The organism is Sphingomonas sp. DC1600-2 (assembly GCF_049897605.1).
GTDB lineage: Bacteria > Pseudomonadota > Alphaproteobacteria > Sphingomonadales > Sphingomonadaceae > Sphingomonas.
This window is the reverse complement of the sequence record NZ_JAFCWO010000001.1, coordinates 398,544-423,651: the sequence shown is the minus strand read 5'-3', so window position 1 is coordinate 423,651 and position 25,108 is coordinate 398,544. Positions and strand designations below refer to the sequence as shown.

The window sequence follows — 25,108 nt, the reverse complement described above, 5'->3', positions numbered from 1 at the left end:
TCAGCGCGGTGCCGGGGCCGCGCGCACCGGCACCGGCAGGTTGCAGAGGTCTGCGGCACCCGCAGGCACGGTAAAGAACGGCCCGCCGCGATTGGCGCGCGCCGCCAACGTTGCGGCAAATACTGGCGCGTCGGGCCGTAGGTACTGAAATGCGGGCCGCTCGCCCGGCGGCAAATCGGCGGCAAGAACGATGCGCTTGATCGGCACGCGCATTTTCACATCTTCATACAGGCCAAGTCCCCCGCCGGTGCCGCGCGGCAGGGCCGACAGCGCCGCCATTCCGTCAATCACCCGCCCGACCACTGCGATGTTGCGATCGAGATGCCGCGGCGCGTGGCCGATCACGGTATAAAGATCACCTCCGGTGCCGGTATCGGGTGCGAGATCGCGCGCTACGCCGACCATGCCGTAGCAATGCGGCAGCCATTGCGCCTTGCCGTCGCCCGCCACGGCCCAGCCGCTCGGGGTGAAGCCGGTGTGCGTCGCATAGGCATCGCGATACGGATTGGCGACGGCACGGCCATGCGCGCCCCAGGCCCATTCATATTCGGCCGGCGGATGACGATCGATGCCGACGGCGGGCGGCTTCTTCTCGCTCGCATCGCCCCATTGGGTGACGTAATTGTCCTGCACGCGGTACACCGTCGCGTCGCTCCACCACCCGCTGCGCGCAATCGTTCGGATATTGGCGATATGCACGGGCGCGAACTCGGCGGCGAGCCAGATGACGGAGCGTTGGCCATCGGCAAAGTCGAGCAGAAGCAGATCATTTGGGTCGATCCCTGCCCACGCCTCCGCCGGGGCGGCGGCGGCGAGTTGTGCAGCGGTCGGCTTGGGCGTCGGCGCGGGCGGTGCGCTCGCGGCGATCTGGGCGGCGGCTAGCAGGGCGAAGATTGGCGGGACCATCGGCATTGTGCCATCGTGCCACGCTCATATGCACGGGCGCAATCCCCGCCCGCAGCAGATCGCTTGCACAGTCGCCACGGACGCTCTAGGGCGACCGTTCTGTCCAGGACATGCGGAGCGGTGGCCGAGTGGTCGAAGGCGCTCGCCTGGAAAGTGAGTATACGTCAAAAGCGTATCGAGGGTTCGAATCCCTCCCGCTCCGCCACCTGCCTGTTCCCAGCGGTCCGCATCGGACCACCGAAATCGACTTTTCTCTCCTGAAATCCAATACTGAGCAGACCGGTCCGACCTCGACCGTTCGTAGCCGTTCGCGCCCATCCGGCGAATCGGAGGGGCAAAAACGAGGTACGCGCGGTCGAAAAACGAGGTATTTTTTGGAGACCGAACCATGCTTACCGATGCGAAGGTGCGCAACGCCAAGCCACGCCCCAAAACTATAAACTCGCAGACACCAATCGCCTCTGCCTGATGGTCACCCCCAGCGGCGGAAAGCTGTGGCGCTGGAACTACGAATATGATGGCAAGAACAAGACGATGGCCTTTGGTGCCTATCCCCGCGTCTCGCTGGCGGATGCTCGCGAAAAGCGCGATGAAGCCTGGTCCATGCTGTGCGAAGGACAGGATCCCAATGTCGCGAAGCGCCTGAAGATCGAGGCGAACCTCGAAGCCGGGCGACAGACGTTCGAGCGTGTGGCTCGCGAATGGCACGAGAACGCCAAGGCCCAGTGGGCCACCGTACGCGCCACGATGGCGGGACGGCAGCAATGGCTCGTCGAGCAGCAATTGGCGGACGTCGATGGCGATCGCGTGCGCCTGCGTGCCAACGCGATCATGATGCTTCAACGACGGGAGCTCCTGCGCACCGGCCGCGCGCCGGCGACATCATCGAAGGGCGATTGGCGCGCTAGGTGGATCTCGCCAGCGGACGGTTCGCTCTCCTTGAGAAAGATCGGGAATTCACGCTCTTTCGGTGGCGACCAGTACTCGAGAACCAGCTTGGCAAGACCGTGCACGGGATTGCGCGCGGCGACGGTGTCACCTGGCAATTCGGGTGCAGCCGTGGGCCGGAAATTTCATGAGCCTTGCTACCTCAGCACGACGTCGCGCGCTCGGGAGCGGGCCCCATCCTTGCGGTCGCGCAAGGCCCGTTACATCGTGCTCACGGTCGAGTAATGTCCGCAGCAGCAGGCAGCGTCGGCTCATCAATCGGCGGCCTGGTCCTCCTCCAGGGGATCGGCAATCCTGAGCATGATCTCGGCGGCAGCGCGCAGGCTTGCGCGCTCCGTCTCGTTTAGCCGCTCGGCCATCACGCTACCCAGCCATTCGCGGCGCTGGGTCATCGCCGAACGCAGCGCGTTGCGTCCCCGGGAGGTCAGCGTGATGACATGGCGTCTCCGGTCCTCGGGATCGATCCCCCGCTCGATCAGCATCCCGGCCTCCATTCGCACAAGCAGGCGACTGAGCGATTGCGGTTGCAGCCCCTCGGCTCGGGCGAGCGCCACCGCACTCAGCGGGCCCTTGCGATAAAGCGTCGCAATCAGCGCGAGCGCGCCGCCCGTCAGTTCGGCGGCCCGCGCTGACCGGCGCATGGCCCTCGCAAGGCGCAGCACCGCCCGCACGATCTGCGCCTCGTCACTTTCCCGATCGTTCGCGCTCGACATAATAATACGCATAGCGTATCAATGGTTGGTCCACAACAAGGAGCGTGTGCGTGCCGGTTGCTCGTCCGCATCGGCTGGCCAGGCGGCGTGGTCACCGCCGCGACGATGGAAGCCGATCGATTACGGACGCACCGGAAATCGACTGACGGGTTGGGACGCTCGCGTGCTGGGCAGCGCCGCCCGCACTCTTCCGGGCATGGGCATGGACGGTGCAGCAGGAACCAGATCGTGAAATCCCTTCACCTCCCCTCCCGGCTTTGGCGCGATGTCGTGGCGATCGATCCGGGGGAACCCGTGAGCCTACGCATGCTCGCGATCGCGGCGCTCGGCATGGGCGTCCCCGTCGTTGCCGGCCTTATGCTTGGACAGGCGGAGGCAGGCTTCACGATCGGTCTCGGTGCCATCCTGCTTGCTGGCGCGCCGACGGGGGGCAGCGGCAGTGCGGCAACGCCGCCCCCTCCCCTCAGCCAGTCAGTTGCCCCTGCACTGATCGCCGTTGCTGTGGCGACCGTGGTCTCCGCACTGCCGCAACCCGACCTGGCGTTGATCTCGCTCGCCGCGGTGGCGGCCCTTCTGTCGGGCTACAGTCGACCAATCGCAGGGGGTGCCATCCGTTTCATCATCTATTTCGTGCTGAGCGTCGGCTTTCTCGACGGTGCCCCAGCGCATCGTGGCGCTGCAGCGCTGATATTTGGATTGGGTGCGTTGTGGAACATCGCCCTGCGCGGCATCTTGGCCGGCGGCCGCAGGAGCCAAAAAGGCCTTGCACACAAGACGCGGCAAACGCCCACCCACGCGCAACGTCGCGCCTATTTTCGCCGCACGCTATACAGGCTCGAGGGATGGCAATTCCCGCTTCGGCTTGCCCTCGGTCTCGGCATCGCCAGCGTTCTGCGCCATCTCTGGCCGACGCATCATTTCTACTGGATCCTGCTCACGGTCGCGCTGCTGACGCAGCGCCCTATCGAACATGTACCGGTGAAGACCGTGCAGCGATTGGCGGGCACCCTCGGCGGCGTTGCCCTGACGGGTGCGATCCTGTGCTACGTGTCGTCGCCAGTGGCCCTCGGCATCGTCGCGTGCCTGCTTGCCACGGTCGTGCCCTTGGCACGCGCGCGAAATTATCTGCTCTACGCAGTCGTCAGCACCCCGCTGATCCTGCTGGTGCTCGACATCGGCAAGCCGATCGCGTCTGCACTGCTAACCGACCGACTGATCGCAACCCTGGCAGGAGGTCTAACGGTGATGACACTCAACGTGCTCTTCGATCGTTTGCTTGCCGCCAGCGCCGGGGACGTGTCAGACCGCCAGCTTGGCCATCAAGTTACGGTGCAATCCAAAGATCGATAGGAATTTGTTTCACTGAATCCTCTATTCGTCTCAAGGACTTCTGGGCAATGCTTTGAGACCCATCCCCGGTCACTCGCGACCCGTTTTCGGCTCCTCAACATCGGACGTGGGTTCGTGTTCAGATGACGCGTCGGATTGGCCGAAGTAAGCCCCGCTGCGCCGAAAGCGGACTCCGGCGCGACCGAGCGGAGATCATGTAGTGAGTTCATAATCCCGCCGACGGGCCTGATCACAGATTCGGGCTGCCAGCTACGGTGCGTCCGGTGCCCCGCCGACTACCGCAGCTAAGATTGCTGCTGACTATACTCACCGTAATGGTTCGCCAGATAGCCGACGAACAGCCGCGTGCGCGCAGGCATATTCGCACCGCCCACGAAAACCGCGTGAAGGACCTCCCGATCGCCGGGATTGAACGGTTCAAGCAACGGCATCGGTCGCCGTTCCGCCCTGTACGATGCTCGAGGTGCGGGTCGAAAGCGATGGTGCATTTCGGCACGGGTTTGCGGCGACCGACAACACCTTTGTCTACGTCATCGAAGGCGCGGTCGAGATCGGGCCCGCCGGTAATCTTTTGAGCGCTGGCCCGCTTGGCTGGTTAACGCGATCGGAGGAGCCCGGAACGTCAGACCTTACCATAAGGGCGCGGGGCACTCCCGGCCGATTTCTGCTTTTCGCCGGCCAGCCTTTGCGTGAGCCGATCGCCTTTGGCGGCCTTTTCGTCATGAACACGCAGACGGAAATCCAGCAAGCCCTCGCCGATTACCGGGCCGGCCGCTTCTAAACGTTCAAATCGATTTGGCGGATGCGTGGCGGCTGTGGTGACCGCCTTTTGAACGCGCTCGGCGGCAAGGTGGTCCTGGGCCTCGCCGACCCCGCCGCCCCCAAAGGAGTGCCGGCGCTCCCGGGCTGTCCTATGTCGCGGTATATGGCGCTTTTCAGCGGCCTATGGACGCCGGAACTGTTGGGTTGTTCCGGAGCCGGTTCGTGATGGCCTCTGCCCTCGATCCTTTTGAGTGTCGAAAGCAGGTCGTGGGTCGACTGTCAGCGCCCTCTGGGGCCTCCAATCCTTCCAAAATCACGAGGCCCTCACATCGGCCCCCGAATCGGTCGGATTAGGGCGAACGGATACGGAACGCCGCAAACCGACTCTGATTGATTTACCAGGATTTTCAGGATTTTGCGAGGGTTTAGAGCCGTCTCGGGCCTATAATGGTGCGCTTACAGGACTCGAATATAAGCCTTATAATGTTGTAATTAAATGTGATTATTTAAGGCTATTTCGCTATGGCCCCCAATGTGGCCCCCTGCTATTCGAGAGCGGCAAAAGTTTCCAGATGATTTGGGCGAATCAGGCGAGATATCGGTTATGGGCGACAATCATTCCGGGCGGCACGTTAGCAAGGCGCTGGTCGAAGATTCTCTCATGCTAGACCTTGCTTGGATAATGCGGCTCGGGCCGATCGGCGACGGTCAGGCAGTCAGCGGCGAAATCAAATGGCGGGTTGATGGCACGGCCTTACACTCCGCCCGCTTTCGGTTGGATTTACGAAAATTGGAAAGCGCGAGGCTGACGATCTGGACCGAGACAATTAGCCAGGCGGTAATGCTCACTGCGGTGCCGCAAAATTTCGGAGGGCGACGCTGGTGGATGCGTTGCCCCGTGACGGGCGAGCGCGTCAGGTGCCTATATCTAGCGCCCGGCGGCACTCGCTTTGCCAGCCGGAAGGCATTGGGACTGTCCTACCGCGTGGAGCGACTGACGCGCTTCGACCGACCCTTTGAAAAGCTATTTCGTGCGCAGCGGCGGCTTGGCGACGTGCAAGGACTCGGTGTGGGACTGAAGCGGCCCAAGGGCATGTGGAATCGGACTTATGCTCGTCACGCGTCTCGTTTCGATGCGTTGGACGTTGCGTGTGCAGAGAAGATCGTCGCGTTGATCCAGAGCGGCCAAGGGGACCCGGCGGCATTTTTCCCGACTACCGGGGGGCGACCTTCTTAGCTGCAACGCAAAGCCGGGCCGATTGCACGCGCGGGATAGACCCAATTTTTCGCGGTCGCGGGCCAAGGAGCGGCCCGAAAAGCTGTAAGTTAGAGACACCCGGCTACCGTCATTCGCAGACCGACGTTATGATGGCGAGGTCAGAGCCTTGAGCGGACCGGCGGATTAGACCGCGCTAAATTAAGAAAATCTGCCGTTGGAATGTGATAAAGGCGAATTCACCTGGTGTCTCAGTTTGAGTTTGACGTTTACCTAGCGCGGGCGGCTGAGGTGAGATAGCATTTGCCGATGAGCAAGCCACCAACACAGCGCGAAGTGATGCAGGGACTTCGCGACCATCTCGGGCCGAATAAGGAAGCCGTCTGTCGCGCCTATGTTGCGGCGGAAGCTCGGGGCCTCATCGTGCGCAAGAGCATAACCAAAACGGCGGAGCAATATGCGGATGACCTGTGGAGAGACGGTATTCATAAGGGATGGCTTAAGCCCTGATTTGTATCCGTCCCGTCAGTTCAGTAATTCTTTAAACGCCTTCACCAACATATTTTCCCGCTTCCCAATAAATTCCCGGAAATGGGCAAAGGAAAGGTCGACGTCGGGAATATAGTGCTTTGCCATGTAGTCCTTGCGCTCAGCGGCTGAGGGATATTTTTCAGTCAGCCAAGCGTCAAAATCCTTGCCCGACTTTTCCTGATTTGGAACCCCCTCAAGCAACTGCAAATTTGCTAAACTGTTAAAATTGTCCATGAAAAACTCAGCGTCCTCCTCGCTGATTCCCGCCTTCGAGAGCCGCTTCTTTGTGAACATTTTTTTCGGGAAAATGTGATCTTGATGGAATTTGTTTCGAAAATCGAGCGTCGGGTAAAGGAATGCCAAGACCGAGTAAGTATATGCCTCTCCATAGCTATAATGGAGCAGACTTACGATTTCGTCTTCGTCGAATGACAGGGATTTTGTGCCACCCTTTAGTTTGTTCGAAATCTCCTCGAATGGAAAGCCCTGTTCTGCGCCATTGATGACCTCCCGGATAGGGCGGAGCACGTTGTCGGGTTGCCCACTGAATGTACGCTTGAGGAGAACGATAACCAGCCATTTAAAGATAGCCTTGCGGTCAGCCTCGTATTTCGACGCAATCGCGAAATTGTTGGGGACGCCAATTTTTTTCAAATAATGGGCGATCGGAATCAAGGCATTGTTCGATGTCAGCGTATCCCGGTGATATCCGAGATTCTCCAGCAGAATTACCGCCCCGCGGATCGCTTTGGTGATGTCTTCCCACTGCCGCTCGATATTGAGCATGTTCGCCTTGTTGAAATTGTCTACCTTGAAGGCGATTTCCCGGAAGCCGCCAAGGACGAGGCAGCATTTAAGAACGAAATCCTTGTTTATATTGAATCCGTCGCCAATCCCATTCACTTCGTCCACGAATTGGGTGATTTCCTCGCGTGCGTCCTTGTCCTTCCACTGAGCCGTGGCGAAGGAAAGCAGTAGGTCGGAATAATTGAGTTGCGTACCACCGCTGTTGACGCGGATAAAGATATTGAGAACCTTGTCGAGGTCCTCGCCGCGCTCCAGAAAAAAGTTGATTGATCTGCTTTTGTGAATGACGTCATGCAGTTTGAAGAGAGCCTTGTTGGCTAGCCGAAATCTGTCGTTTCCGAACTGCGCGACATCATTGTTTAGCAAGTAATCGTTGACGTCGACCGGCTCAATAATGCTGAGAATGTCGCCAACCTTGAACCAAAAGTTTTCGCCATTGCGAACCTCCGCCTCGGCTTTTGTTAGGAAGCTGAACTGATACTCAATATCACTCTCATCGGCGGGAGAATGAAATAGGTTCAAATAGAGGTGCCGCTTGGGGAAAGCGGAATCATTGTCCCAGCGCTTGCGCGGCATCTTGTAGGCATATGCCCCCCTGAGCCCGATATAAAGGGAGGTCAGGCGCTGTTGGCCGTCGAGAATAGCGATAATGCCAGACTCGCCGCTCAGATTTGCCTTGGGGTTATGGTAACTGTCGCGCTCGTGGTATTCGCGGACGAATTCGTAAAACTGGTACTTGTCGACGTTATTGCGGTCGACTTCCCAAAATAGAAATGAGCTAATTGGATAATCCCGCATGAGGGAATCAAAAAGCTTTTCAATCTGGTCGACGTCCCAGACGAATTCGCGTTGGATCGCGGGAAGCAGGTAATTCTTGCGGTGAATATTGTCGATGGCATCCTTTATCGTGATCGGTTCGACAAACGCCATCTTTCCCTCCAGCCCTGAACCCAAAGGTCATGCCCCGCTGGATATCAACTCGTTCGGCGGGAAAGGCAATATCGGGCGGGATTGCCGCCCCCGTGAAGGTTGACGCTTCGCTCCACCGTCCCCGTCACCCTATCGTTTGGATCGCAGCGCAGCGTCCAAAATCCCCTTCAGCCACCGCAATTCGCCATCGCCAAGGCTTGCTAAGCGACTGGTGATTTCCGTAAGCGTCGACCGCTGCAATTGCCCCCTCGGCAGATCAGGCGTGAACAATTCCGCAGGATCGACGCCGAGCGCCGCCGAGAGTTGCGTGATGACACCGAAACGCGCGCCCGAGTTGCCGCCCTCGATCTTCGACACCATGTCCGTGCTGATATTTGCGCGTTCTGCCAAGGCTTCCTGCGTCAGTCCTAACCGCACGCGATGCGCCTTTACCAGACCACCAAATCTCGCGCGCAAATCGACCATGACGCCTCCCTATCGACGGGTAGCCGGAGGGGGCGGGCTGCATGAGTGACGCAGATTCGATATGTCGGCATATTGGTAATTAACAGGCAACCTTTTCGAATTAGCTTACGAGTTGGGGGGTGCCAGCGGACCGCACGGCGTTCGCGTTTTCGAGAAAGGCTCAAATGTCGACCTGGCTTTGGATTATAGGCGTAATAGCCGTGACGTGGCCCGTCGCGGTTAATATCTATTTCGAAAGGAGCATCTCGCATAATATCGAGATCGATTTTCGAAATCACAATCAAAGCCACGTCTTACTGGACATGGGTGCGGATGATGTTCGAGCCAAAATGACCCGCCTCCAAACCACTATCGAGCAGCAGGACGAGTTAATCGCTTTGCTATGGTACAAGGTATGCGGCCTTGGCAACGCAGAGCGCTACGGCAAAGCCGAATTAGCCGAATTTTTCCACCGCCGCCCAGACTGGTATGTGGACGCGATGGAGCTTCCGGGAGCTTATGACACTCTCTGCCGCTACGAAAATTACCCTTGGGGTAAGCACGCCGAATGGCTGCGGCAGGAAAAATTCAAGGATTAAACTCGTCTCCGTTCAGTAGCATGTCAAAGCCGCCAGCGCGTCGATAGCCGTCGATCACGAAGAACGCGCGGTGAATTTCCAGCGGCGGGATACCCTGAAGCGTGAGACGACGGTATAACCGCAAGATATTCGAGGTCGCCTCGGCATCATCCGCGACGCACCAGTCAGCACAGCAAGCGCCATATGTGCTCTTGTAGCCGAATGCCCATCCTGTCGGGAATGGTTTGATTTTGCGAACTACTAGGACTCGGTCTAAAAACTTCAGGTTGTCGTCGTCGCGATTATCGCATGGCTCATTCCACGCGATTAAGGCGTCCTGTATTTTCATTTCTCTTTCTCCAAATAACCCTTCAATTCACTCAACTCGCTCAAAATGGATGTTCATCCTCATTAAATTGAGCACCTTGAGGGAATTGAGACGGGGCAAGAGCGTATTGCCCGTGGCCCGGCTGGTAGATCGCACCGTCCGCGATTAAAAATTTGAGCAAATGGCGCGTCGTACCCGTTTGCTTGCTTACCGACCCGGCGATTTCGGCGAGAGATAGGGGGCCATCCGCCGCAGCGAGCAAATCGAGGAGCTCCTGACGCTCGCCAGTTTTTGCTAGCGGGACGGTATCGCCTTTCACAATCCATCCGCCAGTGCGCTGATCGCGCTCAAGCGCCTTTTCATAGCCGTCCAAGTCGCGGCCTTGGGCTGCTAACTTAGCCCCGTCTCCATGACGGCCAAGCACCATCAACGTGTCGAAAATGCCGGTGAGTCCGTGCGTGCCGCTAATCGTATCGAACACGTCGTCTGCTTCTGTCTTGCGAACGTGGTGAACGACGAGAACCGCGAGGCCGGGGTGCCGTTTGGCGAATTCTAAGAGCGGCGCGGCGGCGTTCGCATCTTCGTCATAAGCGGAGGCCCGCCCGTTCGACAGAGGCTTAATCGCCCGCCATGTGTCGAGAATAATGAGCCGTGCCGAGTTATGCTCATCGCACCATTTTTCTAGCTCTTCGATTCCGGCTTGATCTGTCCGTGGCCACGCCGTCGCGAATTGAAGGCGCTCGGGTGCGTGTCCAAACGGGTACAGGCGGCGCAGCCGGTCCCTCAGCCGACGCTCGCTGTCCTCCAGCGCGCATACAAGCACGTCACCTGCCTGTAGTTCGGCAACGCCAAAGTTTTTGCCTTCGCCCGTCGCGATCGCAATTGCCATTTGGAGGCCCAAAAATGACTTTCCAAATTTCGGCCTGCCCGCGAGGATTGCCAATCCTTCCGGTAGGATACCCGGAAGCGCCCATTGCAGTTCCGCAAAAGCCATTTGTGAAAGCGCGCGAGCGCTAATTATCGTAGGGCGTCCCGTGGCTTCGATCTTCCTCGGGCCGCGCGGCTCCCGTAAACCTGCCTGCCATCCGCTCTCAATCGTTCGCTCGATTTCGTGGGGTTCAAGTCCGATGATGATCGCCGCATCGGCCAACGTGCTCTGTGCTACAGCGGCGTCTAGATGCCCTCCAGCGGCAAGTTGAGCGAGCGCATAGGCCGAGCGATTCAATTGGTGGTTCCGGCCGCCCGCACTGGCGTTGCGAAGGATCGTTAATTCTTGATCCAACGCGCGCTGACCATAGGCGCTATTCGCGGCTGCGATAGGCAGGCGCTGCGCTGCCTCTGCGTCATCCTGACCACGTAACAGAATCAACAGCCATTCTGGGGCGTCGGCAATTTCATTCCACGCCGGGTAGGTTTCCCATCTGTATTCAGCGCCGGTTTCGTGCCTGGACCCGGCGGCAACGACATATCCGCCGTCCGCGCGCACGTCCGCGCCGTCAAAGATTTTGACCTTGTTGCGAACCTTGAAACCCGGCCATCGGAAATAGACGTGGCGACCGCGTGCCGTTTTTACCGATAGCGTCGCTGGAAGCCCGCGACGTTCCGCCTCTTCAATCGCATCGCCGCTATCCAGATCGAGCACTATGACGCCAGAAAGCTGACCCGTCACAATACCCGCATTGTGGCCCGCGCGCGCCCACACTGAAATCTCATCCCATGAGGCACGAAGCGTCTGAAAACCCGCCCACTGTATCGCAGGCATTTTGCTGCCGAAGCGAATCGGAATGAGACTAAACCCAAGGTCATACAACTCTCGCCAATCCACCGCCGGATTGCGCAAAGCGTAAGTCGCTTCGGGAGCCACCAAAGGAGCCATCATTCCGCATCCACCAATCGGCGTAGCGAATCCGCTTTCACAAGTGTGCGCCGCCCGAGCTTGATGACCTCCAAGCGCCCATCGCGGATAAGCTGGTATGCGGTGGTCCGCCCGATCCCGAGCGCCTCGGTCGTTTCCTTGATCGATATTGTGACCGGTTTCATTCGTGCCTCCATTTGCAGCCAGCAGGATGCCAGCGGATGCACGCATGGTTGTGAGCAGTCAGAATTCGGCGGCAAGTTCGGCGAAAATTACGCGGTCGCTTTTCCGCTGAATTTGGGTTTGGGGCCTCGTTTTCTGCCGTTTGTCAGGGCACGAATGCGCTCCCGAGCGATAAAGCTGTCTGGGAAACGCTCCCGAACATCGCGCAAAAGTTTAGGCTCACTCATGGCATCCCGGACGGTGGCAAGGCCTTCCCACCATCGCGCAAGTTGCGCGTCTGACAAAGGAGGCGCTCGCTTGTTATCGACCTTCACAATTTCGGATTCGACCAGATCAACGGGTATCGCCAGATCGCGAGGAAATTCCCGCAATAGGTCGTCACGATTGACCGTGACGAAGCGAAAATGCCGTTGGTCGAGTGGATATAGCGGTTGCCGCCTGTTGTGGTCCCACGCAAGCCCTGAGCCGCGATGCAGGGAGTCGTCAAGGGTGTCAAACCACCGATAATCCGCAAGCCGGAAAGGGCGTATTGGCTCAGTGAGAATCTCGTTTCCATCGTCCAGAACGTCACGAAACTGTCGCGCCCAGAACTCAATCGCGCCCGCCGACCCCAAGTCAGTCAATCGTTCAACCGCGTGCGCGATTGCATCATCTTTTTCGGCGTCGGTGATTGCCTGTGAAGCGTCGCGTACCTTGCCTATGCCTAACGCCATAGCCAACTGCGGCCCGCTAATTGAATGCCTAAAAGCAATCCACGAAATAGCGTGCGACAGCGTAATGAACGATTTTTCCGGCGGTGGGTTAAGCGGCCCAAGCCAGATAGCTGGTGGGGAATTATCTACCTCGGTCGACGTCACTTGCTACTCCGTATCGACCGCCCGATCGGCACGATATCCGCGCCGTTGCGCAAGGTGTCGAGATGGTTGCTCCACCACTGCGCCATTTCGACGCGCTCCGCCCAATGAGCGCCGCGATGATAGGCGGCGCGGATCGTATCCCGGTCCTTGTGCGCCAACGCACGCTCGATCGCGTCTGACGACCATTTGCCCGACTCGTTTAGCAGCGTGCTCGCCATTGCTCGAAAGCCGTGCGCGGTCATTTCGTCGCCGGTAAAACCTAATCGCCGCAGCCCGCCGTTGACGGTGTTTTCCGACATGGGTTGCAGGCCAGATCGAAGCGAAGGAAAGACGTAGCGCCCGTGCCCGCTAAGGTCCCTCAAGGCCTCAAAAAGGGAGATGGCTTGGCGGGACAAGGGCACGACATGCTCCATACGCCCCTTCATCTTTGCTGCTGGAATTCGCCACACAGCAGCGTCTAGGTCGATTTCCGACCATTCGGCTCTTCGCAACTCACCGGGTCGAACGAACAGCAATGCTGAAAGCTGTAACGCGGCGCGTGTGAGTGGGTGGCCCTCATAGCCATCAATAGCGCGGAGCAACTCGCCAGCCGCTTTCGGATCGAGGATGGCGGCATGGTGCTTGGGCTTCCGGCTGGCCAGCGCACCGCGCAGATCGCGAGTAGGGTCCGAAGGGGCAAGCTGGTTGGCAACGGCATAGCGAAACACCTGTCCGATGAACTGCAACGTCCGATGTGCCTTTTCATCGTTCTTTGCGGCCTCGAACGGGCGAACCGCGTCCAATATCTCGAACGGCGCGATTTCCGCGATTGGGCGCGAACCAAGCGACTTATCCACCAAACTGACAAACCATTCGCGTTTTCTGATCGTGGCATCGGCAAGCCCATCGCGCCGGTTCTTTGCGATACAGGCTTTGGCAACAGCGCCAAAGGTGTTCACCGCCCCGACCTTTGCAGCGTGCTTCTCGCGACGCTTTTCGTCCGCCGGGTCTTTGCCCTGAGCGAGCAAGCGTCGCGCAGCGTCCCGTGCATCCCGGGCCTCTTTCAGGCTGATTTCCGGGTAGGTGCCAATCCCCAGCTTCTTCTCAACTCGCTTGGCATTGCCCGCCTCGTCGCGCCCATCGACTCGATATTTCAAACGCCAGAGCTTGCCGCCGGAGGGCTGGACCAACAGAAACAAACCTTTGTCGTCGGCAAGTTTGTAGGGTGCCGCCCTCGGCTCCGCCCTGCGAATATCCTTGTCCATAAGAGCCATTTGGGGGCCACGCCTTTCTGACATTTTGGGTTGGCCCCCAGCGTGGCCCCCAAAATCGTCCGATTGTGGACGATCAACGGCGAACACTAGCGATCAAACTAGCGTCGTTTATAGCAGATTCCCGTGGTTTTCTCAACCGTTGGCGAACGTCGGCGAATGGAGAATTGGTGCCGCTTACAGGACTCGAACCTGTGACCCCCGCATTACGAATGCGATGCTCTACCAACTGAGCTAAAGCGGCGTGGCGCTGATCCGTACGAACCAACGCGAGGGCGGGCGCTTATCAGGTCGTTTGCGGGCTGACAAGCGTTGCGATGCGAGGTGCATCGCGCGCTCTCCGAAAACGGATGCCCTTTACCCCACGTTTACCACGCACGGCGCACAAGGTGTGCCGGTGACGCTCGCCCATGTCGGGTCGGGTCGCGCCAGGTGAGGCGTTTGCGCAATGGATAGTGTTCGCGGTTTCGAGGAAGATCGGCTCGGCACGGATGAGATCGACAGCGGTCGCGCCGACCAAGACGCCGATACCGGCGGCGTCGATACGCAGATAGACGTCGGCACCGACGAACGGCGGATGCACGTTCGCGCTTATAATTATTGGGTGTCGCTGCTTGGCGGGCGCGCTTATCCGTCGATCGAGGATCTCGATCCGGCCAACATCACCGATTTCGGCCCGCATAGCGTGCTGCTCGATTTCTCCGCCGGGATCGAAAATCCTGCCATCGCCTTTCTCGGCAAGGCGCTGCGCGAGGAATGCGCGCTCGACTCCTCCATCACCCACATCGCGCAAGTGCCGAGTCGCTCGCTCTTGTCGCGGCTGACCGACCATTATCTGCAAATCATCGCGAATCGCGCGCCGATCGGATTCGAGGCGGAGTTTGTCAGTACCCGCGGATTCAACACGATGTATCGCGGCATCCTGATGCCCTTTTCCTCCGACGAGGATTCAATCGATTTCATCTACGGCGTCATCAATTGGAAGGAGCTGGTCGACGCGGAGACGCAAGCCAGGCTCCAGGCGGAAATCACGGCGGCGGTCGCGACCGCACCCAAATCTGCCGTGACCGCACCGGTGTGGGCCGATGGTCCCAGTGCCGGTTTCGACGACGATGCGCCAATGGACCGCGAAAGCCCGACGATCGCCGGAGCCACGCTGATCGACCAATTGATGCTCGCACAGCAGACCGCCGCTGCGCTCCGCGCCGCCGACACCCGCCACCGCGCCACACTGTACCGCGTGCTCGGACGCGCCCACGAATTTGCCGCAGCGGCGGACGCCGATCCGGTCGGATATGACGCGCTGCTGGCATCGGCAGGAATCGCCGTACAATTGCGCGCGCCGATGACACCGATCGTGAAACTGATCTTCGGGGCCGATTACGACAAAACCCGTCTGACCGAATATGCGGCTGTCCTTGCCCACGCCCGCCGCATGGGCGTCGCAATAGGGGCCTTGGGTCACTTCCTCGACTCGTTCGAGGGAGGCATCAAGGGCGTGGTCAAGGCCGAGCGCGCCGCCCGAACCCCAAATCCGAAGGCGCGGGTCGATCGCGCGTCGGCGCTGGCCAATCGTCCGACCCTCGCCAGCGTCGCGATCGAAAGCAACGTGGCGCCGGGGGACTATGTCCTGCTGCTCGCGCGCGCCAGCGACGGGGGCATGCTCGATATCGTCGCTGAAATTGGCGACGACGCTACGCTGACCGAGCGGGCGATGCGCCGGATGGTGTAAGCCGCCCCCTCCGCCCCGGCCGGGCAAATTTGTGCGCTGCCACAAGTCTTGAGGTCGTCACGCGACCGGCGCATAGGGCGGCTATGGCAAAAACCACGCTGAAATCGCTGTCGGATGCATTGGCCGTCCGGTTGACCAAAGGTGCGCTTCCGGGCGAATTGCAGGGGTTCGGCAAGACCGAGCGCGCGGATGCTGCGGCGTTTGTCGCCGCCACGGCCGAACGGCGCACGACCGGCGTTCCGAATATCGCGCTGGAGCCGCTGCCCGGCACCGACCCGCGCCGACGGATGCGGCTGGCCATCGTCAATGACGACATGCCCTTCCTGGTCGATTCGATCGCCGCGACGATCGGCAGCCACGACATTGCAATCGACCGCATCATCCACCCCGTCGTGTGCGTAAGCCGCGATTCGGACGGGGCGCTGGTCAGCGTCGACGACAAGGGTTCGCCCGAATCGATGATCTATATCGAGCTGGAGCGTGCCGATGCGCGCGAACGGCGCGATCTGATCGCCGCACTGGAACGCAATCTGGCCGATGTGCGCGCAGCGGTGGGAGACTGGCAGGCGCTGCAGGACGCGATGGCGGCGGACATCGCCACGCTGCCCGCCGGGGAAGGTGCCGCCTTGCTGTTCTGGCTGCTCGACCAGAAGTTCACGCTGCTGGGCCATGAATTGTGGATCGGCCGGAACGAGACCGCGCTTGGCATTGCCCGCAACCCGCGCGCGGTGCCGATCCTGGCCGAAGCCTCGCGCACGCTCGCGATGGAATGGTTCGCCAAGGGCGGGCAAGCGCCCTTGCTGCTCAAATCCAACCTGATTTCGGGCGTGCATCGCCACGTCCCGCTCGATCTGGCGGTCGTGCCGGTTCGCGACAAGGACCAGATCGTCGGCCTGTCGATCCACGCCGGTCTGTGGACCAGCAGCGCGCTGAATGCGGCCCCGCAGGATGTGCCGGTATTGCGCGAACGGCTCGCGGCGCTCGAGGCGAAGTTCGGTTTCGATCCCAAGGGCCATACCGGCAAGGCGCTCACCCACGCGCTGGCCGGTTTGCCGCATGACCTGGTCATCGCCTTTACGCCCGATGCGCTCGAGGATGTCGCGCTGACCGCGATGTCGCTCGCGGACCGCCCGCGCCCGAAGCTGCGGCTGGTGCGCAGCGTGCTCGGTCGGCACCTGTTCGCGTTCGTGTGGCTGCCCCGCGACGACCTGACCACCGCGCGCCGCACTGCGATCGGCGACATGCTGGCGGAGGCGGCCAAGGCGAGCGTGCTCAACTGGTCGATCGAAGTCGACGACACGATTGCGCTGATTCGCTTCACGCTCGATCTGCGCGAGGGCGGCGTGCTGCCCGATACCGACGCTCTCGACACGCGGATCGCGCGGATGGTGCGCGGCTGGGTGCCGGCGGTCGAGGCGGCGCTGGTCGAACAGACCGATGCGGCGCGCGCCGCACGGCTTGCCCTGAAACATGCCGCCAATTTCCCGGCGGGCTATCGCAATGCCAACACTGCCGAGGAGGCCGCGCGCGACATCGTGCGGCTGGCGCGGCTGGAAACCGCAGCCGATCGCTCGGTGCGGATGTATCGCGACGAACGCGGGGCGGCGCGGCTGAAAATCTATCGTCTGGGCGGGGCGCTGGCACTGTCGGATGCGGTGCCGGTGCTGGAGAATTTCGGCTTCCGCGTGATCGAGGAATTGCCGACCGCGCTGATCGGCGACGAACAGGGTTTTGTGCATGAATTTCTGGTCGAGGCGGCGGGCGTGCGCTTGTCAGCCGACACCAGCGTGCTGGAAAATGCGATCCAGGCTGTGCTGGAGGGCAAGGCCGAAAACGATGCGTTCAATCGCCTGATCGTCGATGCCGACATGGCACCGGCATCGGTCGTGCTGTTCCGCGCATGGTTCCGCTATCTGCGCCAGGCGGGACTGACCTATGGTCTGGTTACGGTGGTCGACGCGCTGCGGCGCGCGCCGAAGGTGGCCGCCGCGCTGATCGAGCGCTTCGCTGTTGCGCATGATCCGGCACGCAAGCGCCGTGACATCGCCGCCGCCGACGCCGCGATCGATACCGGGCTCGACGCGGTTTCCGCGATCGACGACGACCGCATCCTGCGCTCGCTGCGCAGCGTCATCGCCGCAACGCTGCGCACCAACGCCTTTGCCCCCGCTGGCCGGGCTGCGCTGGCGTTCAAGCTCGACAGTCACCTCGTTCCCGGCCTGCCCGCGCCCGTGCCATGGCGCGAAATCTGGGTCTATTCGCCGCGGATCGAAGGCATCCACTTGCGCGCCGGGCCAGTGGCACGTGGCGGCTTGCGCTGGTCTGACCGGCGCGACGACTTCCGCACCGAAATCCTGGGCCTGATGAAGGCGCAGCGCGTCAAGAATGCCGTGATCGTACCGACCGGTGCCAAGGGTGGCTTCTACCCCAAGCAATTGCCGCCTGCGTCCAATCGCGATGCCTGGCTGGCCGAGGGCACCGAAAGCTACCGTGTGTTCATCCGGGCGCTGCTGTCGATCACCGACAATATCGTCGAGGGCGCGGTGGTGCATCCGACCGACGTCGTCATCCATGATGGCGACGACCCCTATTTCGTCGTCGCCGCCGACAAGGGCACTGCGACCTTTTCCGACGTCGCCAATGCGATTGCGCTCGAACACCATTTCTGGCTGGGCGACGCCTTCGCCAGCGGCGGCTCGGTCGGCTATGACCACAAGGCGATGGGCATCACCGCCAAGGGCGCGTGGGTCAGCGTCCAGCGCCACTTCGCCGAGCGCGGGGTGGACGTGCAGACGCAACCGATCCGCGTCGTCGGCTGCGGCGACATGTCGGGCGACGTGTTCGGCAACGGCATGTTGCTGAGCCAGACGCTCAAGATCGTCGCGGCGTTCGACCATCGCCATATCTTCCTCGATCCCGATCCCGACCCCGCCGCAAGCTGGGCCGAGCGGGCGCGCATGTTCGCCCTGCCCCGTTCGAGCTGGGCGGATTACGACGCCTCGCTCATCTCCAAGGGCGGCGGCGTGTTCCCGCGCACCGACAAGATCATCAAGCTGTCCAAACAAGTGCGCGCGGCGCTTGGCATCGAGGCAAGCGAAATGGAACCGGGCGCGCTGATCTCGGCGATCCTGAAGGCCCCAGTCGACCTGATCTGGTTCGGCGGCATCGGCACCTATGTGAAGGCGCGCGCCGAGAACAATATCGCGGTCGGCGATCCCGCCAATGATCGGCTGCGCGTCGACGCCGAGGATCTGCGCGCCACCGCGATCGGCGAAGGCGCGAACCTGGGTGTCACCCAGGCCGCGCGCATCGCCTTTTCGGCACGCGGCGGGCGCATCAACACCGACTTCATCGACAATTCGGCCGGCGTCGATTGTTCGGACAATGAGGTCAACATCAAGATCGCGCTTAACCGCGAGATGATCGAAGGCCGCCTCGGCTATGACAAGCGCAACACCTTCCTCGCCGGGATGACCGACGATGTCGCGCATCTCGTGCTGGAAGATAACCGCCTGCAAACGCTCGCGCTGTCGATCGCCGAGAGCGATGGCGCGCGCGACGTGCCGAGCTATGTCCGCTTGATCGAGATTTTCGAGGCAGGCGGTTCGCTCGATCGCGCGGTCGAGGGGCTGGCCGGCAATGACGACCTGTTGCGGCGCGCCGCCGAAGGGCGCGGGCTCACCCGGCCTGAACTCGCCGTACTGCTGGCGACCGCCAAGCTCGCCCTGCAGGCATCGATCGAGAAAGCGGGCCTCGGTCTCGATCCCGAGTTACTGCCCGATCTCCACGCCGCCTTCCCGCCTGCAATGCGCAAGAAGTTCGGTGCGGCGATCGACCAGCACCGGCTGCGCGGCGAAATCGTCGCCACCAAGCTCGCCAACCGCATCGTCAACCGCATGGGCGTGCTCTACCCGTTCGAACTCGCCGAGGAAGAAGGCGCGGCGATGAGCGACATCGCGGCGATGTTCGTCGTCGCCGAACGCCTGTTCGACTTACCGACCTTGTGGCGCGAGATCGAAACGGCGGCGATGCCCGAAAATGCGCGCATTGCCTTGTTCGACGAAGTTGCGGTCGCAACGCGCTCGCAAATTGCCGATCTGCTGCGTGTCACGCGCAGTGGCACAGGGCCGGGCGCGGCGCTCGCGCGGCTCAGCAAGGGCATTGCCCAGCTCGACAAGCAGACCAAGGCATTGCTGCTCGAAGAAGCCAGCGCGCAGAGCGCCCGCATCGCCGTCACGCTGGAAACGGCGGGGGCACCCAAGAAGCTGGTGCAGAAGGTCGTGCGCCTGTTCGAACTCGACGGCGCGGTCGGCCTGGCCGATCTCGGCGAGCGGCTGGGCCTGAACGAGACCGTGCTGACGCGCGCCTTCACCCGGCTCGGCCAGGCGCTGGGGCTGGATTGGGCGCAGGCCCATGCCGCGCGCATTTCGTCGAGCGATCCGTGGGAACGCTTGCTGATCGCAGGCCTCGCCCGCGACTTCCAGCAGTTGCGGCTGGAATTTCTCGGGCGCGGCGCGAGCGGCAGCGACGCGGATCCGCAGGCGCTGGTCGAGACGTGGCTGGCCGACAATGCCGGGCGCGTCGGCCAGTTCAAGGCGGTGGTCGACCGCGCCCGCATGGCCCCTGCACCCAATGCGGCGATGCTGGCGCAGATTGCGGGTCAGGCGCGGGTACTGCTGGGACGGTAAACCGGTGATCCTCCCCGTGCCGGGGAGGATCAGGCCCGCGCCCGCTGCCGCGCCTTCAGTTGCGCCCGCCAGCCCCGCGCGCGCCACCACATGATGATTCCGGTCACCGCCAGGATCGCGGGCAACAGCCCGCCCAGGAAGATCACGATCTGCCACACCAGCCCCATCCGGGTGCCGTCGTGGATTCGCCGCATCGTGCGCGCGAGCGGTTCGGGCGCGGCGCGGGTCGCCTCGGTCGCGCCATTTCGATCATCGATCGCAACGCCGCGTGCTTCATGCGCAAAGCCGACCTTCCACATCGGTTTCTGATCGGTCGGCCATTCCACTTTGGACACCTCGCCCGGTACCGCCGCCCGCGCGCTGGCGATCACGGTAGCAAGCGCGAGGCCCGGCTGCGCCAGCGGCACCGGGCGCGGTGCATTCGGCCGCATTCCCGCCGCCGGGCCGCCACCGCCAAAGACTTGCGGGAAGGAAATCCACGCCCCCGTCAGTGACAGCACGAACAGCGGCAACGCGATCCAGAAGCCGAGCAAATGATGCAGATTGGTGTCGGTGTTGCGGTGCCGCCGCCAGCGCAAGCCGCGTACCCAGCGCCCCACCGTCGGCCACCACAGCCATAGCCCCGATACGCACGACAGCAGCATCGCGACGCCGATCCAGCCAACCACCTGCCGCCCAACGCCCGGAATGAGCATCGACCCGTGGATCATGTGCAGCGTGCGGATCAGACCGCTCCCGCTATTGGCAAAATCCAGCACGCGCGCGCTCGGCGGATCGAGCCAGACCGTCTTGCGCGGCGGCGGACCTTGGACCCGCATGCCCTTGCCCGCGAGGCTCGCCGAAACGACGACCGGTTCGCCCGGCGCATCCGGCAGCGTCAGTGCCGCAATGCGGTCCCCCGGCTCGAGTACCCCGCGCGCGGCCGCAACGTAACGCTGCGGGTCCAGCGTGTTGCTGCCGCTGGTCGCATAGCGTTGCGGGTTGAGCGCATGGTCGAGCGCTTCGTCCCACACCAGCGCAGCCCCAGTCAGCGAGAGTGGGATGATGAGGATCGCGAGGGTCAGGCCGATCCATTTATGCACCTGAAACCAGGCGTTGCGCAGACCAATCTTGCTCATCACACCTCCGCCCACTGGCGCAACAAATTGTGGTAGACGCCGGTCAGCCGGACGACCTCGCTGTCCCCCTGCCCCAGCCGCGCGGCGACCGACTGGATCGCGGTATCGAGATCGAGCAGCGTGGCGCGCGCTTCGTTGTTGCGGATCATCGACTGGATCCAGAAGAAGCTCGCGACGCGCACCCCTCGCGTTACCGGCGCGACATGGTGCAGGCTGGAGGCGGGATAGAGCACCATCTGCCCGGCCGGCAGCTTCACCCGCTGTTCGCCAAACTGCATCTGGATAACGAGTTCGCCACCGTCATAACTGTCGGGATCGGCCAGGAAGAGCGTCGCCGACAAATCGCTGCGAATCCGAAAATCGCTGCCGCGCCGGATGCGGATCGCGGTGTCGACATGCGCGCCGAAGCCGTCGCCTTGCGCATAGCGGTTGAACAGCGGCGGAAACACCTTGAGCGGCAACGCGGCGGCAACGAACAAGGGCGAGGCGGCGAGCGCATCGAGCACCATCGCCCCGCCCCGCCGCGCCGCATCCGAATCCTCGGGCAGTTGCGCGTTATGCTTGGCCAGTGCCGATTGGTTGCCAGACGTATCGTTGCCGTCGATCCACGGCGCGGCGTCGATCAAGCCGCACAATTCCGTAACTTGGGCAGCGGTTAACAGATCGGGAATGACGGTCAGCATGATGTAGCGGTCCTGAGAGCCTGAACGCCACGCTTGCGCAGCGCGGGGATATCGGAGGTCGCCAACCACGCCGCCGCCTTCTCGACAAAGGCCGGGGTCGCGGTCGCGCCCGCGCGGCGGAGCCAGTTCAGCGCCTCCTCGATCGCGCCCTTGGTCGCCAGCATCCGGGCGTGGTTGAACGCGCCGCGGAAATCACCGCCCTGGGCCGCGCGGGCATAGCAGGTTGCCGCCTTGGCGAGATCGCGCGGGACAACCCAGCCATCTTCATGAAAGCTGCCGACGAAATTGATCGCCTTGGCATTGCCGAGCGCCGCCGCCCTGCAGAACCACTCCAGCGCCAGCGGCTTGTCCTCGGCCACGCCCTGCCCGAGCGCCAGCAAGGTCGCGTAATTGTACATGCCCCAATCGAACCCGCGTTCGGCGGCGATGCGATAACAGGCGGCGGCCCGTTCCTTGTCCGGGGCGGTGCCCCAGCCAAGGTCGTAGCACCGCCCGACCATGTTGATCGCCATCAAGTGATGCTGCGCCGCCGCCTTGATGAACCAGCCGAGCGCGGCGGGCGCATCCTGCGCGACGCCAGCGCCATCGAGCAAAAGCTGCCCATACAGCGCCTGCGCATCCGCCACTCCGGCTTCGGCCAAGCTGTGCAGGAAGGCCGCGCGCACTTCGGGCGGCCCAGATAACTGCGAGGCGATCTCCTCGGCGCTCAGCGCCGCAAACCGGTCGGGCAAGGCCATCAGAACTTGGCCGTCACCGTGCCGAACACGGTCCGCCCCGGCGCGATCGAAGCGTAATGGCTGGTATAGGTCTGGGTGTAATAGACCTTGTCGGTCAAATTTTGCGCATTGACCGACAGGTCGAGATGGTCGTTCAGCTTGAAGCGCGCCTGCGCGTCGAAGCGCCAATAGCTTGGGATGCCGCGCGTAAGGATCTTGGTCGCGGGGTTGACCGTCACCACGCCAGCACTGGTCTGCGTCGCGCTGCGGTTGTCGGCATACCCGCCATTCTGCTTGTCCATATAATAGGCTCCGCCGCCGAGCGAGAAGCGCTTGGTCAGCTCGACATTGGTCGACAGAGTGAAACTATTGCGCGCGGTCTGCGGCACATCCTTGCCGGTGTTGACCGAGGGTACCAGCACCGTCGTTGCCTTCGCCGCGCCGTTTGCCGCCACCGTCAGTGCGGTGAAACCGCCATCGACGATCTTGGCATCGAGGAAAGTATAACCGCCGAACACCGTCCAGCCCGGCAGCACGGTGCCGCTGGCGGTGAGTTCAACGCCGCGAATGCGTGTCGAACCGAGATAAGCGATGTTGTTATTGGCATCGGTCACGCGGGCATTGGCGATGTCGGTCTGGAACACCGCCAGGCCCAGCGCCAGCTTCTCGCCGAACAGGCTCGCCTTCGCGCCGACCTCATACGACTTGGTCTTTTGCACCTTCAACGAATCGAGCACGTTCGCCGTGGCCGAGGTGGTTGGTAGCGCATTGTCCTCACGGCCCTCGCCCAGCAGGCTGTTGGGCGGCGTCGCTGCGGTGGCATAGCTGGCGTAGAGGCTGGTTTCCTTGGTCGGCTTGAACACCAAACCCGCCTGCCAGTTGAACAGCTCGTCGGTGCGCGAGAAGCGGAACGACGTGGTCGCATTGGCCGCCTGCCCGGGCGTAATCCGCGAGGTGAAGCGGTCGTAGCGCGCGCCGACGTTCAGGATCAGCGACGGCAGCAGCGTGATCGAATCGAACCCGTAAAGCGCCTGGGTTTCGGCGTCGTTCTGCGTCTCTTCCAGCGGCAGCGAGCGCACGATCGGGGACGCGGTGGTCGAAGTGTCGCTGGCGTAATTGACCCAGGGATCGTTCGGATTGGCCGAGAAGATGCTCGCGCAATAATAACGCGCGACGGTGGCGGTGTTGCAGCGGGGGGAGATGGTCGAGCCGTTGGACAAGATCTCGACCCCGCTGGAATTGAGATAGCCGCGCGTGACATAGGTGCCGCGCCGCGCCTTTTCCCACGACACTTCGGCACCAACCGCAAAATCGTGTTTGATCGTGCCGGTGTTGAAGCTGCCCGACAGATCGAGCTGGTCGATGATGCTTTCAGCATAGCTGTAGCGCGTGTTCGAGCGCCGCCACACTTGTCCGCTGCCATAGACATTGCCGGTCGAATCGTCGGGCAAGGTGTAGATGTACGCTTGGCTGTCATGGCTGAAACGCGCGGTGTTGCGCAGCGTTACCCCGCCAAAATCATGCTCGACCCGCACCGTCGCCTGATCGGTGGTGCTATCGCGGAAATCGCGGCTGGCGAGGCCGTAAAAGGTCGAGCGCGCGACATAGCCGGTCTGACCGGTGGCAGTGGTAATCTGCCCCAGCGCCGGTTCGGTGCGGATCGCGCCGGTGCCGGGCGCATTGGCGATCGTGTAGAGATAGGGAATACCGCTGTCGGGCAGCTCATGGCTTTCAAGGCGGTAATAGCCGACGGTCAACCGCGTGGGCGTGCCGAGCCCGATCGTGAAGCTCGGTGCCACGCCCCAGCGCCGTTGATAGATGGCATCGCGTCCCGCGACATCCTGGTCGTGCCACATGCCTTCGATGCGGAAGGCCGCCGTATCGCTGAGCTTGAGGTTGAGATCCCCGACGATGCGCTTGTAATCGGCATTGCCATAGCTGCCCGCGATCGAGCCAAAGGTACGCGCTTGCGGCAATTTGGTCAGGATGTTGATCGTCCCACCTGCGCTGCCGCGCCCGCCGAGCGTGGAATCCGATCCGCGCACGATTTGCACCGAATCGATCGCGAACACTTCGCGCGTCTGTGAGGCCAGGTCGCGCACCCCGTCGACATAAATCGAGCCCTGGCTGTCAAAGCCGCGGATGAACGGCCGGTCCCCGATCGGGTTGCCGCCCTCAGCCGCACCGAAGGTGATGCCGGGCACGGTGCGCAGCGCATCCTGCAACGTCGTCGAACCGGTTTGTTCGATCACCGACTTGTCGAGCACCACGATCGACTTGGGCGTGTCGACGATCGGCGCGACCAATTTGGGGTCAGCGGGGCGACGCTCGTGGATGCCGTTGACGATGATATCGGCCTTGCGCTCCGGATCCTCATCATTGGCGGGGGGCGGCGCGACATCGTTGGCGAAGGCCGGAAAACTGGCAAACGCCCCGACACAGGACAGAGCGAGATAAGCGGGCTTGCGAACGGCGTGTGACAAAGTGTGATCCCCTTGAAGATGGAGACCGGC

Annotated in this window: 21 protein-coding genes, 2 tRNA genes and 1 pseudogene; 9 read left to right on the top strand and 15 right to left on the bottom strand. The window is 62.0% G+C overall.

The window, feature by feature from the left end; genetic code table 11:
• Positions 1-906, bottom strand: a complete 906-nt coding sequence (locus ACP7BL_RS01980; protein ID WP_260591463.1) for a peptidylprolyl isomerase — start codon at positions 904-906, stop codon at positions 1-3.
• A 114-nt stretch (positions 907-1,020) separates the two neighbouring features.
• On the opposite strand from ACP7BL_RS01980, the gene ACP7BL_RS01975 reads away from it, so the two are divergent.
• Positions 1,021-1,111 (top strand) — tRNA-Ser (locus tag ACP7BL_RS01975).
• Positions 1,112-1,374: 263 nt separating this feature from the next.
• The gene (locus ACP7BL_RS01970) at positions 1,375-2,079 is read left to right on the top strand and encodes an integrase arm-type DNA-binding domain-containing protein (RefSeq protein ID WP_426257483.1); all 705 of its coding nucleotides are present in this window, start codon (positions 1,375-1,377) and stop codon (positions 2,077-2,079) included.
• Positions 2,080-2,108: 29 nt separating this feature from the next.
• Here the strand turns inward: ACP7BL_RS01970 and ACP7BL_RS01965 are convergent, their stop codons facing one another.
• Positions 2,109-2,567, bottom strand: a complete 459-nt coding sequence (locus ACP7BL_RS01965; protein WP_426257482.1) for a MarR family winged helix-turn-helix transcriptional regulator — start codon at positions 2,565-2,567, stop codon at positions 2,109-2,111.
• Positions 2,568-2,795: 228 nt separating this feature from the next.
• Between ACP7BL_RS01965 and ACP7BL_RS01960 the strand changes: the two genes are divergently transcribed.
• Positions 2,796-3,917: an FUSC family protein gene (locus tag ACP7BL_RS01960; RefSeq protein ID WP_426257481.1), complete on the top strand. Its 1,122-nt coding sequence runs from the start codon at positions 2,796-2,798 to the stop codon at positions 3,915-3,917.
• A gap of 284 nt (positions 3,918-4,201) precedes the next feature.
• Here the strand turns inward: ACP7BL_RS01960 and ACP7BL_RS01955 are convergent.
• A pseudogene (locus tag ACP7BL_RS01955) lies at positions 4,202-4,363 on the bottom strand (LysR family transcriptional regulator); the annotation flags it as partial.
• 17 nt (positions 4,364-4,380) lie between these two features.
• On the opposite strand from ACP7BL_RS01955, the gene ACP7BL_RS01950 reads away from it, so the two are divergent.
• The 3 genes from ACP7BL_RS01950 to ACP7BL_RS01940 all read left to right on the top strand — a co-directional run bounded on the left by ACP7BL_RS01950 (position 4,381) and on the right by ACP7BL_RS01940 (position 6,405).
• Positions 4,381-4,698, top strand: a complete 318-nt coding sequence (locus ACP7BL_RS01950) for a pirin-like C-terminal cupin domain-containing protein (RefSeq protein ID WP_185867500.1) — start codon at positions 4,381-4,383, stop codon at positions 4,696-4,698.
• 585 nt (positions 4,699-5,283) lie between these two features.
• Positions 5,284-5,916 carry a hypothetical protein gene (locus ACP7BL_RS01945; RefSeq protein ID WP_426257480.1) on the top strand — a complete coding sequence of 211 codons (633 nt, stop codon included), beginning with the start codon at positions 5,284-5,286 and terminating at the stop codon, positions 5,914-5,916.
• A 288-nt stretch (positions 5,917-6,204) separates the two neighbouring features.
• Positions 6,205-6,405: a hypothetical protein gene (locus ACP7BL_RS01940; RefSeq protein WP_426257479.1), complete on the top strand. Its 201-nt coding sequence runs from the start codon at positions 6,205-6,207 to the stop codon at positions 6,403-6,405.
• Positions 6,406-6,420: 15 nt separating this feature from the next.
• Here ACP7BL_RS01940 and ACP7BL_RS01935 read toward each other — a convergent pair whose 3' ends face one another.
• Both ACP7BL_RS01935 and ACP7BL_RS01930 read right to left on the bottom strand, forming a co-directional pair.
• Positions 6,421-8,163 carry a DUF262 domain-containing protein gene (locus ACP7BL_RS01935; protein ID WP_426257478.1) on the bottom strand — a complete coding sequence of 581 codons (1,743 nt, stop codon included), beginning with the start codon at positions 8,161-8,163 and terminating at the stop codon, positions 6,421-6,423.
• A 129-nt stretch (positions 8,164-8,292) separates the two neighbouring features.
• Complete coding sequence (locus ACP7BL_RS01930) at positions 8,293-8,628, bottom strand: helix-turn-helix domain-containing protein (protein ID WP_426257477.1); 336 nt, start codon at positions 8,626-8,628, stop codon at positions 8,293-8,295.
• A 164-nt stretch (positions 8,629-8,792) separates the two neighbouring features.
• On the opposite strand from ACP7BL_RS01930, the gene ACP7BL_RS01925 reads away from it, so the two are divergent.
• Positions 8,793-9,206: a hypothetical protein gene (locus ACP7BL_RS01925; RefSeq protein WP_426257476.1), complete on the top strand. Its 414-nt coding sequence runs from the start codon at positions 8,793-8,795 to the stop codon at positions 9,204-9,206.
• Here the strand turns inward: ACP7BL_RS01925 and ACP7BL_RS01920 are convergent.
• The 6 genes from ACP7BL_RS01920 to ACP7BL_RS01895 all read right to left on the bottom strand — a co-directional run bounded on the left by ACP7BL_RS01920 (position 9,196) and on the right by ACP7BL_RS01895 (position 13,902).
• On the bottom strand, positions 9,196-9,534 hold the full coding sequence (locus ACP7BL_RS01920; protein ID WP_426257475.1) for a hypothetical protein: 339 nt from the start codon (positions 9,532-9,534) through the stop codon (positions 9,196-9,198). The two genes, ACP7BL_RS01925 and ACP7BL_RS01920, sit on opposite strands and share 11 nt — an antisense overlap.
• Before the next feature lie 40 nt (positions 9,535-9,574).
• Positions 9,575-11,392 (bottom strand): bifunctional DNA primase/polymerase, encoded by a 1,818-nt coding sequence (locus ACP7BL_RS01915; protein ID WP_426257474.1) that lies wholly within the window; start codon positions 11,390-11,392, stop codon positions 9,575-9,577.
• Positions 11,389-11,553: a helix-turn-helix domain-containing protein gene (locus tag ACP7BL_RS01910; RefSeq protein ID WP_426257473.1), complete on the bottom strand. Its 165-nt coding sequence runs from the start codon at positions 11,551-11,553 to the stop codon at positions 11,389-11,391. The genes ACP7BL_RS01915 and ACP7BL_RS01910 overlap by 4 nt, the downstream gene beginning before the upstream one ends.
• Positions 11,554-11,640: 87 nt before the next feature.
• Positions 11,641-12,408, bottom strand: coding sequence for a hypothetical protein (locus tag ACP7BL_RS01905; protein WP_426257472.1), 768 nt, complete (start codon positions 12,406-12,408; stop codon positions 11,641-11,643).
• Positions 12,405-13,661: a tyrosine-type recombinase/integrase gene (locus ACP7BL_RS01900; protein WP_426257471.1), complete on the bottom strand. Its 1,257-nt coding sequence runs from the start codon at positions 13,659-13,661 to the stop codon at positions 12,405-12,407. The genes ACP7BL_RS01905 and ACP7BL_RS01900 overlap by 4 nt, the downstream gene beginning before the upstream one ends.
• 165 nt (positions 13,662-13,826) lie before the next feature.
• Positions 13,827-13,902 (bottom strand) — tRNA-Thr (locus ACP7BL_RS01895).
• 204 nt (positions 13,903-14,106) lie between these two features.
• Between ACP7BL_RS01895 and ACP7BL_RS01890 the strand changes: the two genes are divergently transcribed.
• Both ACP7BL_RS01890 and ACP7BL_RS01885 read left to right on the top strand, forming a co-directional pair.
• Positions 14,107-15,390: a PAS domain-containing protein gene (locus tag ACP7BL_RS01890; RefSeq protein WP_426257470.1), complete on the top strand. Its 1,284-nt coding sequence runs from the start codon at positions 14,107-14,109 to the stop codon at positions 15,388-15,390.
• An 83-nt stretch (positions 15,391-15,473) separates the two neighbouring features.
• Positions 15,474-20,078, top strand: a complete 4,605-nt coding sequence (locus ACP7BL_RS01885) for an NAD-glutamate dehydrogenase (RefSeq protein WP_426257469.1) — start codon at positions 15,474-15,476, stop codon at positions 20,076-20,078.
• 29 nt (positions 20,079-20,107) lie between these two features.
• On the opposite strand, the gene ACP7BL_RS01880 is transcribed toward ACP7BL_RS01885, so the two are convergent.
• From ACP7BL_RS01880 to ACP7BL_RS01865, 4 genes are read right to left on the bottom strand one after another with little or no spacing between them, the layout of a single operon-like run.
• Positions 20,108-21,196 carry a PepSY-associated TM helix domain-containing protein gene (locus ACP7BL_RS01880; protein WP_126845090.1) on the bottom strand — a complete coding sequence of 363 codons (1,089 nt, stop codon included), beginning with the start codon at positions 21,194-21,196 and terminating at the stop codon, positions 20,108-20,110.
• Positions 21,196-21,879 (bottom strand): Fe2+-dependent dioxygenase, encoded by a 684-nt coding sequence (locus ACP7BL_RS01875; RefSeq protein WP_426257468.1) that lies wholly within the window; start codon positions 21,877-21,879, stop codon positions 21,196-21,198. The genes ACP7BL_RS01880 and ACP7BL_RS01875 overlap by 1 nt, the downstream gene beginning before the upstream one ends.
• Positions 21,873-22,616 (bottom strand): tetratricopeptide repeat protein, encoded by a 744-nt coding sequence (locus ACP7BL_RS01870; RefSeq protein WP_426257467.1) that lies wholly within the window; start codon positions 22,614-22,616, stop codon positions 21,873-21,875. The genes ACP7BL_RS01875 and ACP7BL_RS01870 overlap by 7 nt, the downstream gene beginning before the upstream one ends.
• Positions 22,616-25,078 carry a TonB-dependent receptor gene (locus ACP7BL_RS01865; RefSeq protein WP_426257466.1) on the bottom strand — a complete coding sequence of 821 codons (2,463 nt, stop codon included), beginning with the start codon at positions 25,076-25,078 and terminating at the stop codon, positions 22,616-22,618. The genes ACP7BL_RS01870 and ACP7BL_RS01865 overlap by 1 nt, the downstream gene beginning before the upstream one ends.
• Positions 25,079-25,108: the final 30 nt, after the last annotated feature.

Excerpts from the sequence above, each read along its gene's own strand:
- ACP7BL_RS01980 (WP_260591463.1), bottom strand. The coding sequence starts at position 906 with ATGGTCCCGCCAATCTTCGCCCTGCTAGCCGCCGCCCAGATCGCCGCG.
- ACP7BL_RS01970 (WP_426257483.1), top strand. The coding sequence starts at position 1,375 with ATGGTCACCCCCAGCGGCGGAAAGCTGTGGCGCTGGAACTACGAATAT.
- ACP7BL_RS01965 (WP_426257482.1), bottom strand. The coding sequence starts at position 2,567 with ATGTCGAGCGCGAACGATCGGGAAAGTGACGAGGCGCAGATCGTGCGG.
- ACP7BL_RS01945 (WP_426257480.1), top strand. The coding sequence starts at position 5,284 with ATGGGCGACAATCATTCCGGGCGGCACGTTAGCAAGGCGCTGGTCGAA.
- ACP7BL_RS01940 (WP_426257479.1), top strand. The coding sequence starts at position 6,205 with ATGAGCAAGCCACCAACACAGCGCGAAGTGATGCAGGGACTTCGCGAC.
- ACP7BL_RS01935 (WP_426257478.1), bottom strand. The coding sequence starts at position 8,163 with ATGGCGTTTGTCGAACCGATCACGATAAAGGATGCCATCGACAATATT.
- ACP7BL_RS01930 (WP_426257477.1), bottom strand. The coding sequence starts at position 8,628 with ATGGTCGATTTGCGCGCGAGATTTGGTGGTCTGGTAAAGGCGCATCGC.
- ACP7BL_RS01925 (WP_426257476.1), top strand. The coding sequence starts at position 8,793 with ATGTCGACCTGGCTTTGGATTATAGGCGTAATAGCCGTGACGTGGCCC.
- ACP7BL_RS01920 (WP_426257475.1), bottom strand. The coding sequence starts at position 9,534 with ATGAAAATACAGGACGCCTTAATCGCGTGGAATGAGCCATGCGATAAT.
- ACP7BL_RS01915 (WP_426257474.1), bottom strand. The coding sequence starts at position 11,392 with ATGATGGCTCCTTTGGTGGCTCCCGAAGCGACTTACGCTTTGCGCAAT.
- ACP7BL_RS01910 (WP_426257473.1), bottom strand. The coding sequence starts at position 11,553 with ATGAAACCGGTCACAATATCGATCAAGGAAACGACCGAGGCGCTCGGG.
- ACP7BL_RS01900 (WP_426257471.1), bottom strand. The coding sequence starts at position 13,661 with ATGGCTCTTATGGACAAGGATATTCGCAGGGCGGAGCCGAGGGCGGCA.
- ACP7BL_RS01890 (WP_426257470.1), top strand. The coding sequence starts at position 14,107 with ATGGATAGTGTTCGCGGTTTCGAGGAAGATCGGCTCGGCACGGATGAG.
- ACP7BL_RS01885 (WP_426257469.1), top strand. The coding sequence starts at position 15,474 with ATGGCAAAAACCACGCTGAAATCGCTGTCGGATGCATTGGCCGTCCGG.
- ACP7BL_RS01880 (WP_126845090.1), bottom strand. The coding sequence starts at position 21,196 with ATGAGCAAGATTGGTCTGCGCAACGCCTGGTTTCAGGTGCATAAATGG.
- ACP7BL_RS01875 (WP_426257468.1), bottom strand. The coding sequence starts at position 21,879 with ATGCTGACCGTCATTCCCGATCTGTTAACCGCTGCCCAAGTTACGGAA.
- ACP7BL_RS01870 (WP_426257467.1), bottom strand. The coding sequence starts at position 22,616 with ATGGCCTTGCCCGACCGGTTTGCGGCGCTGAGCGCCGAGGAGATCGCC.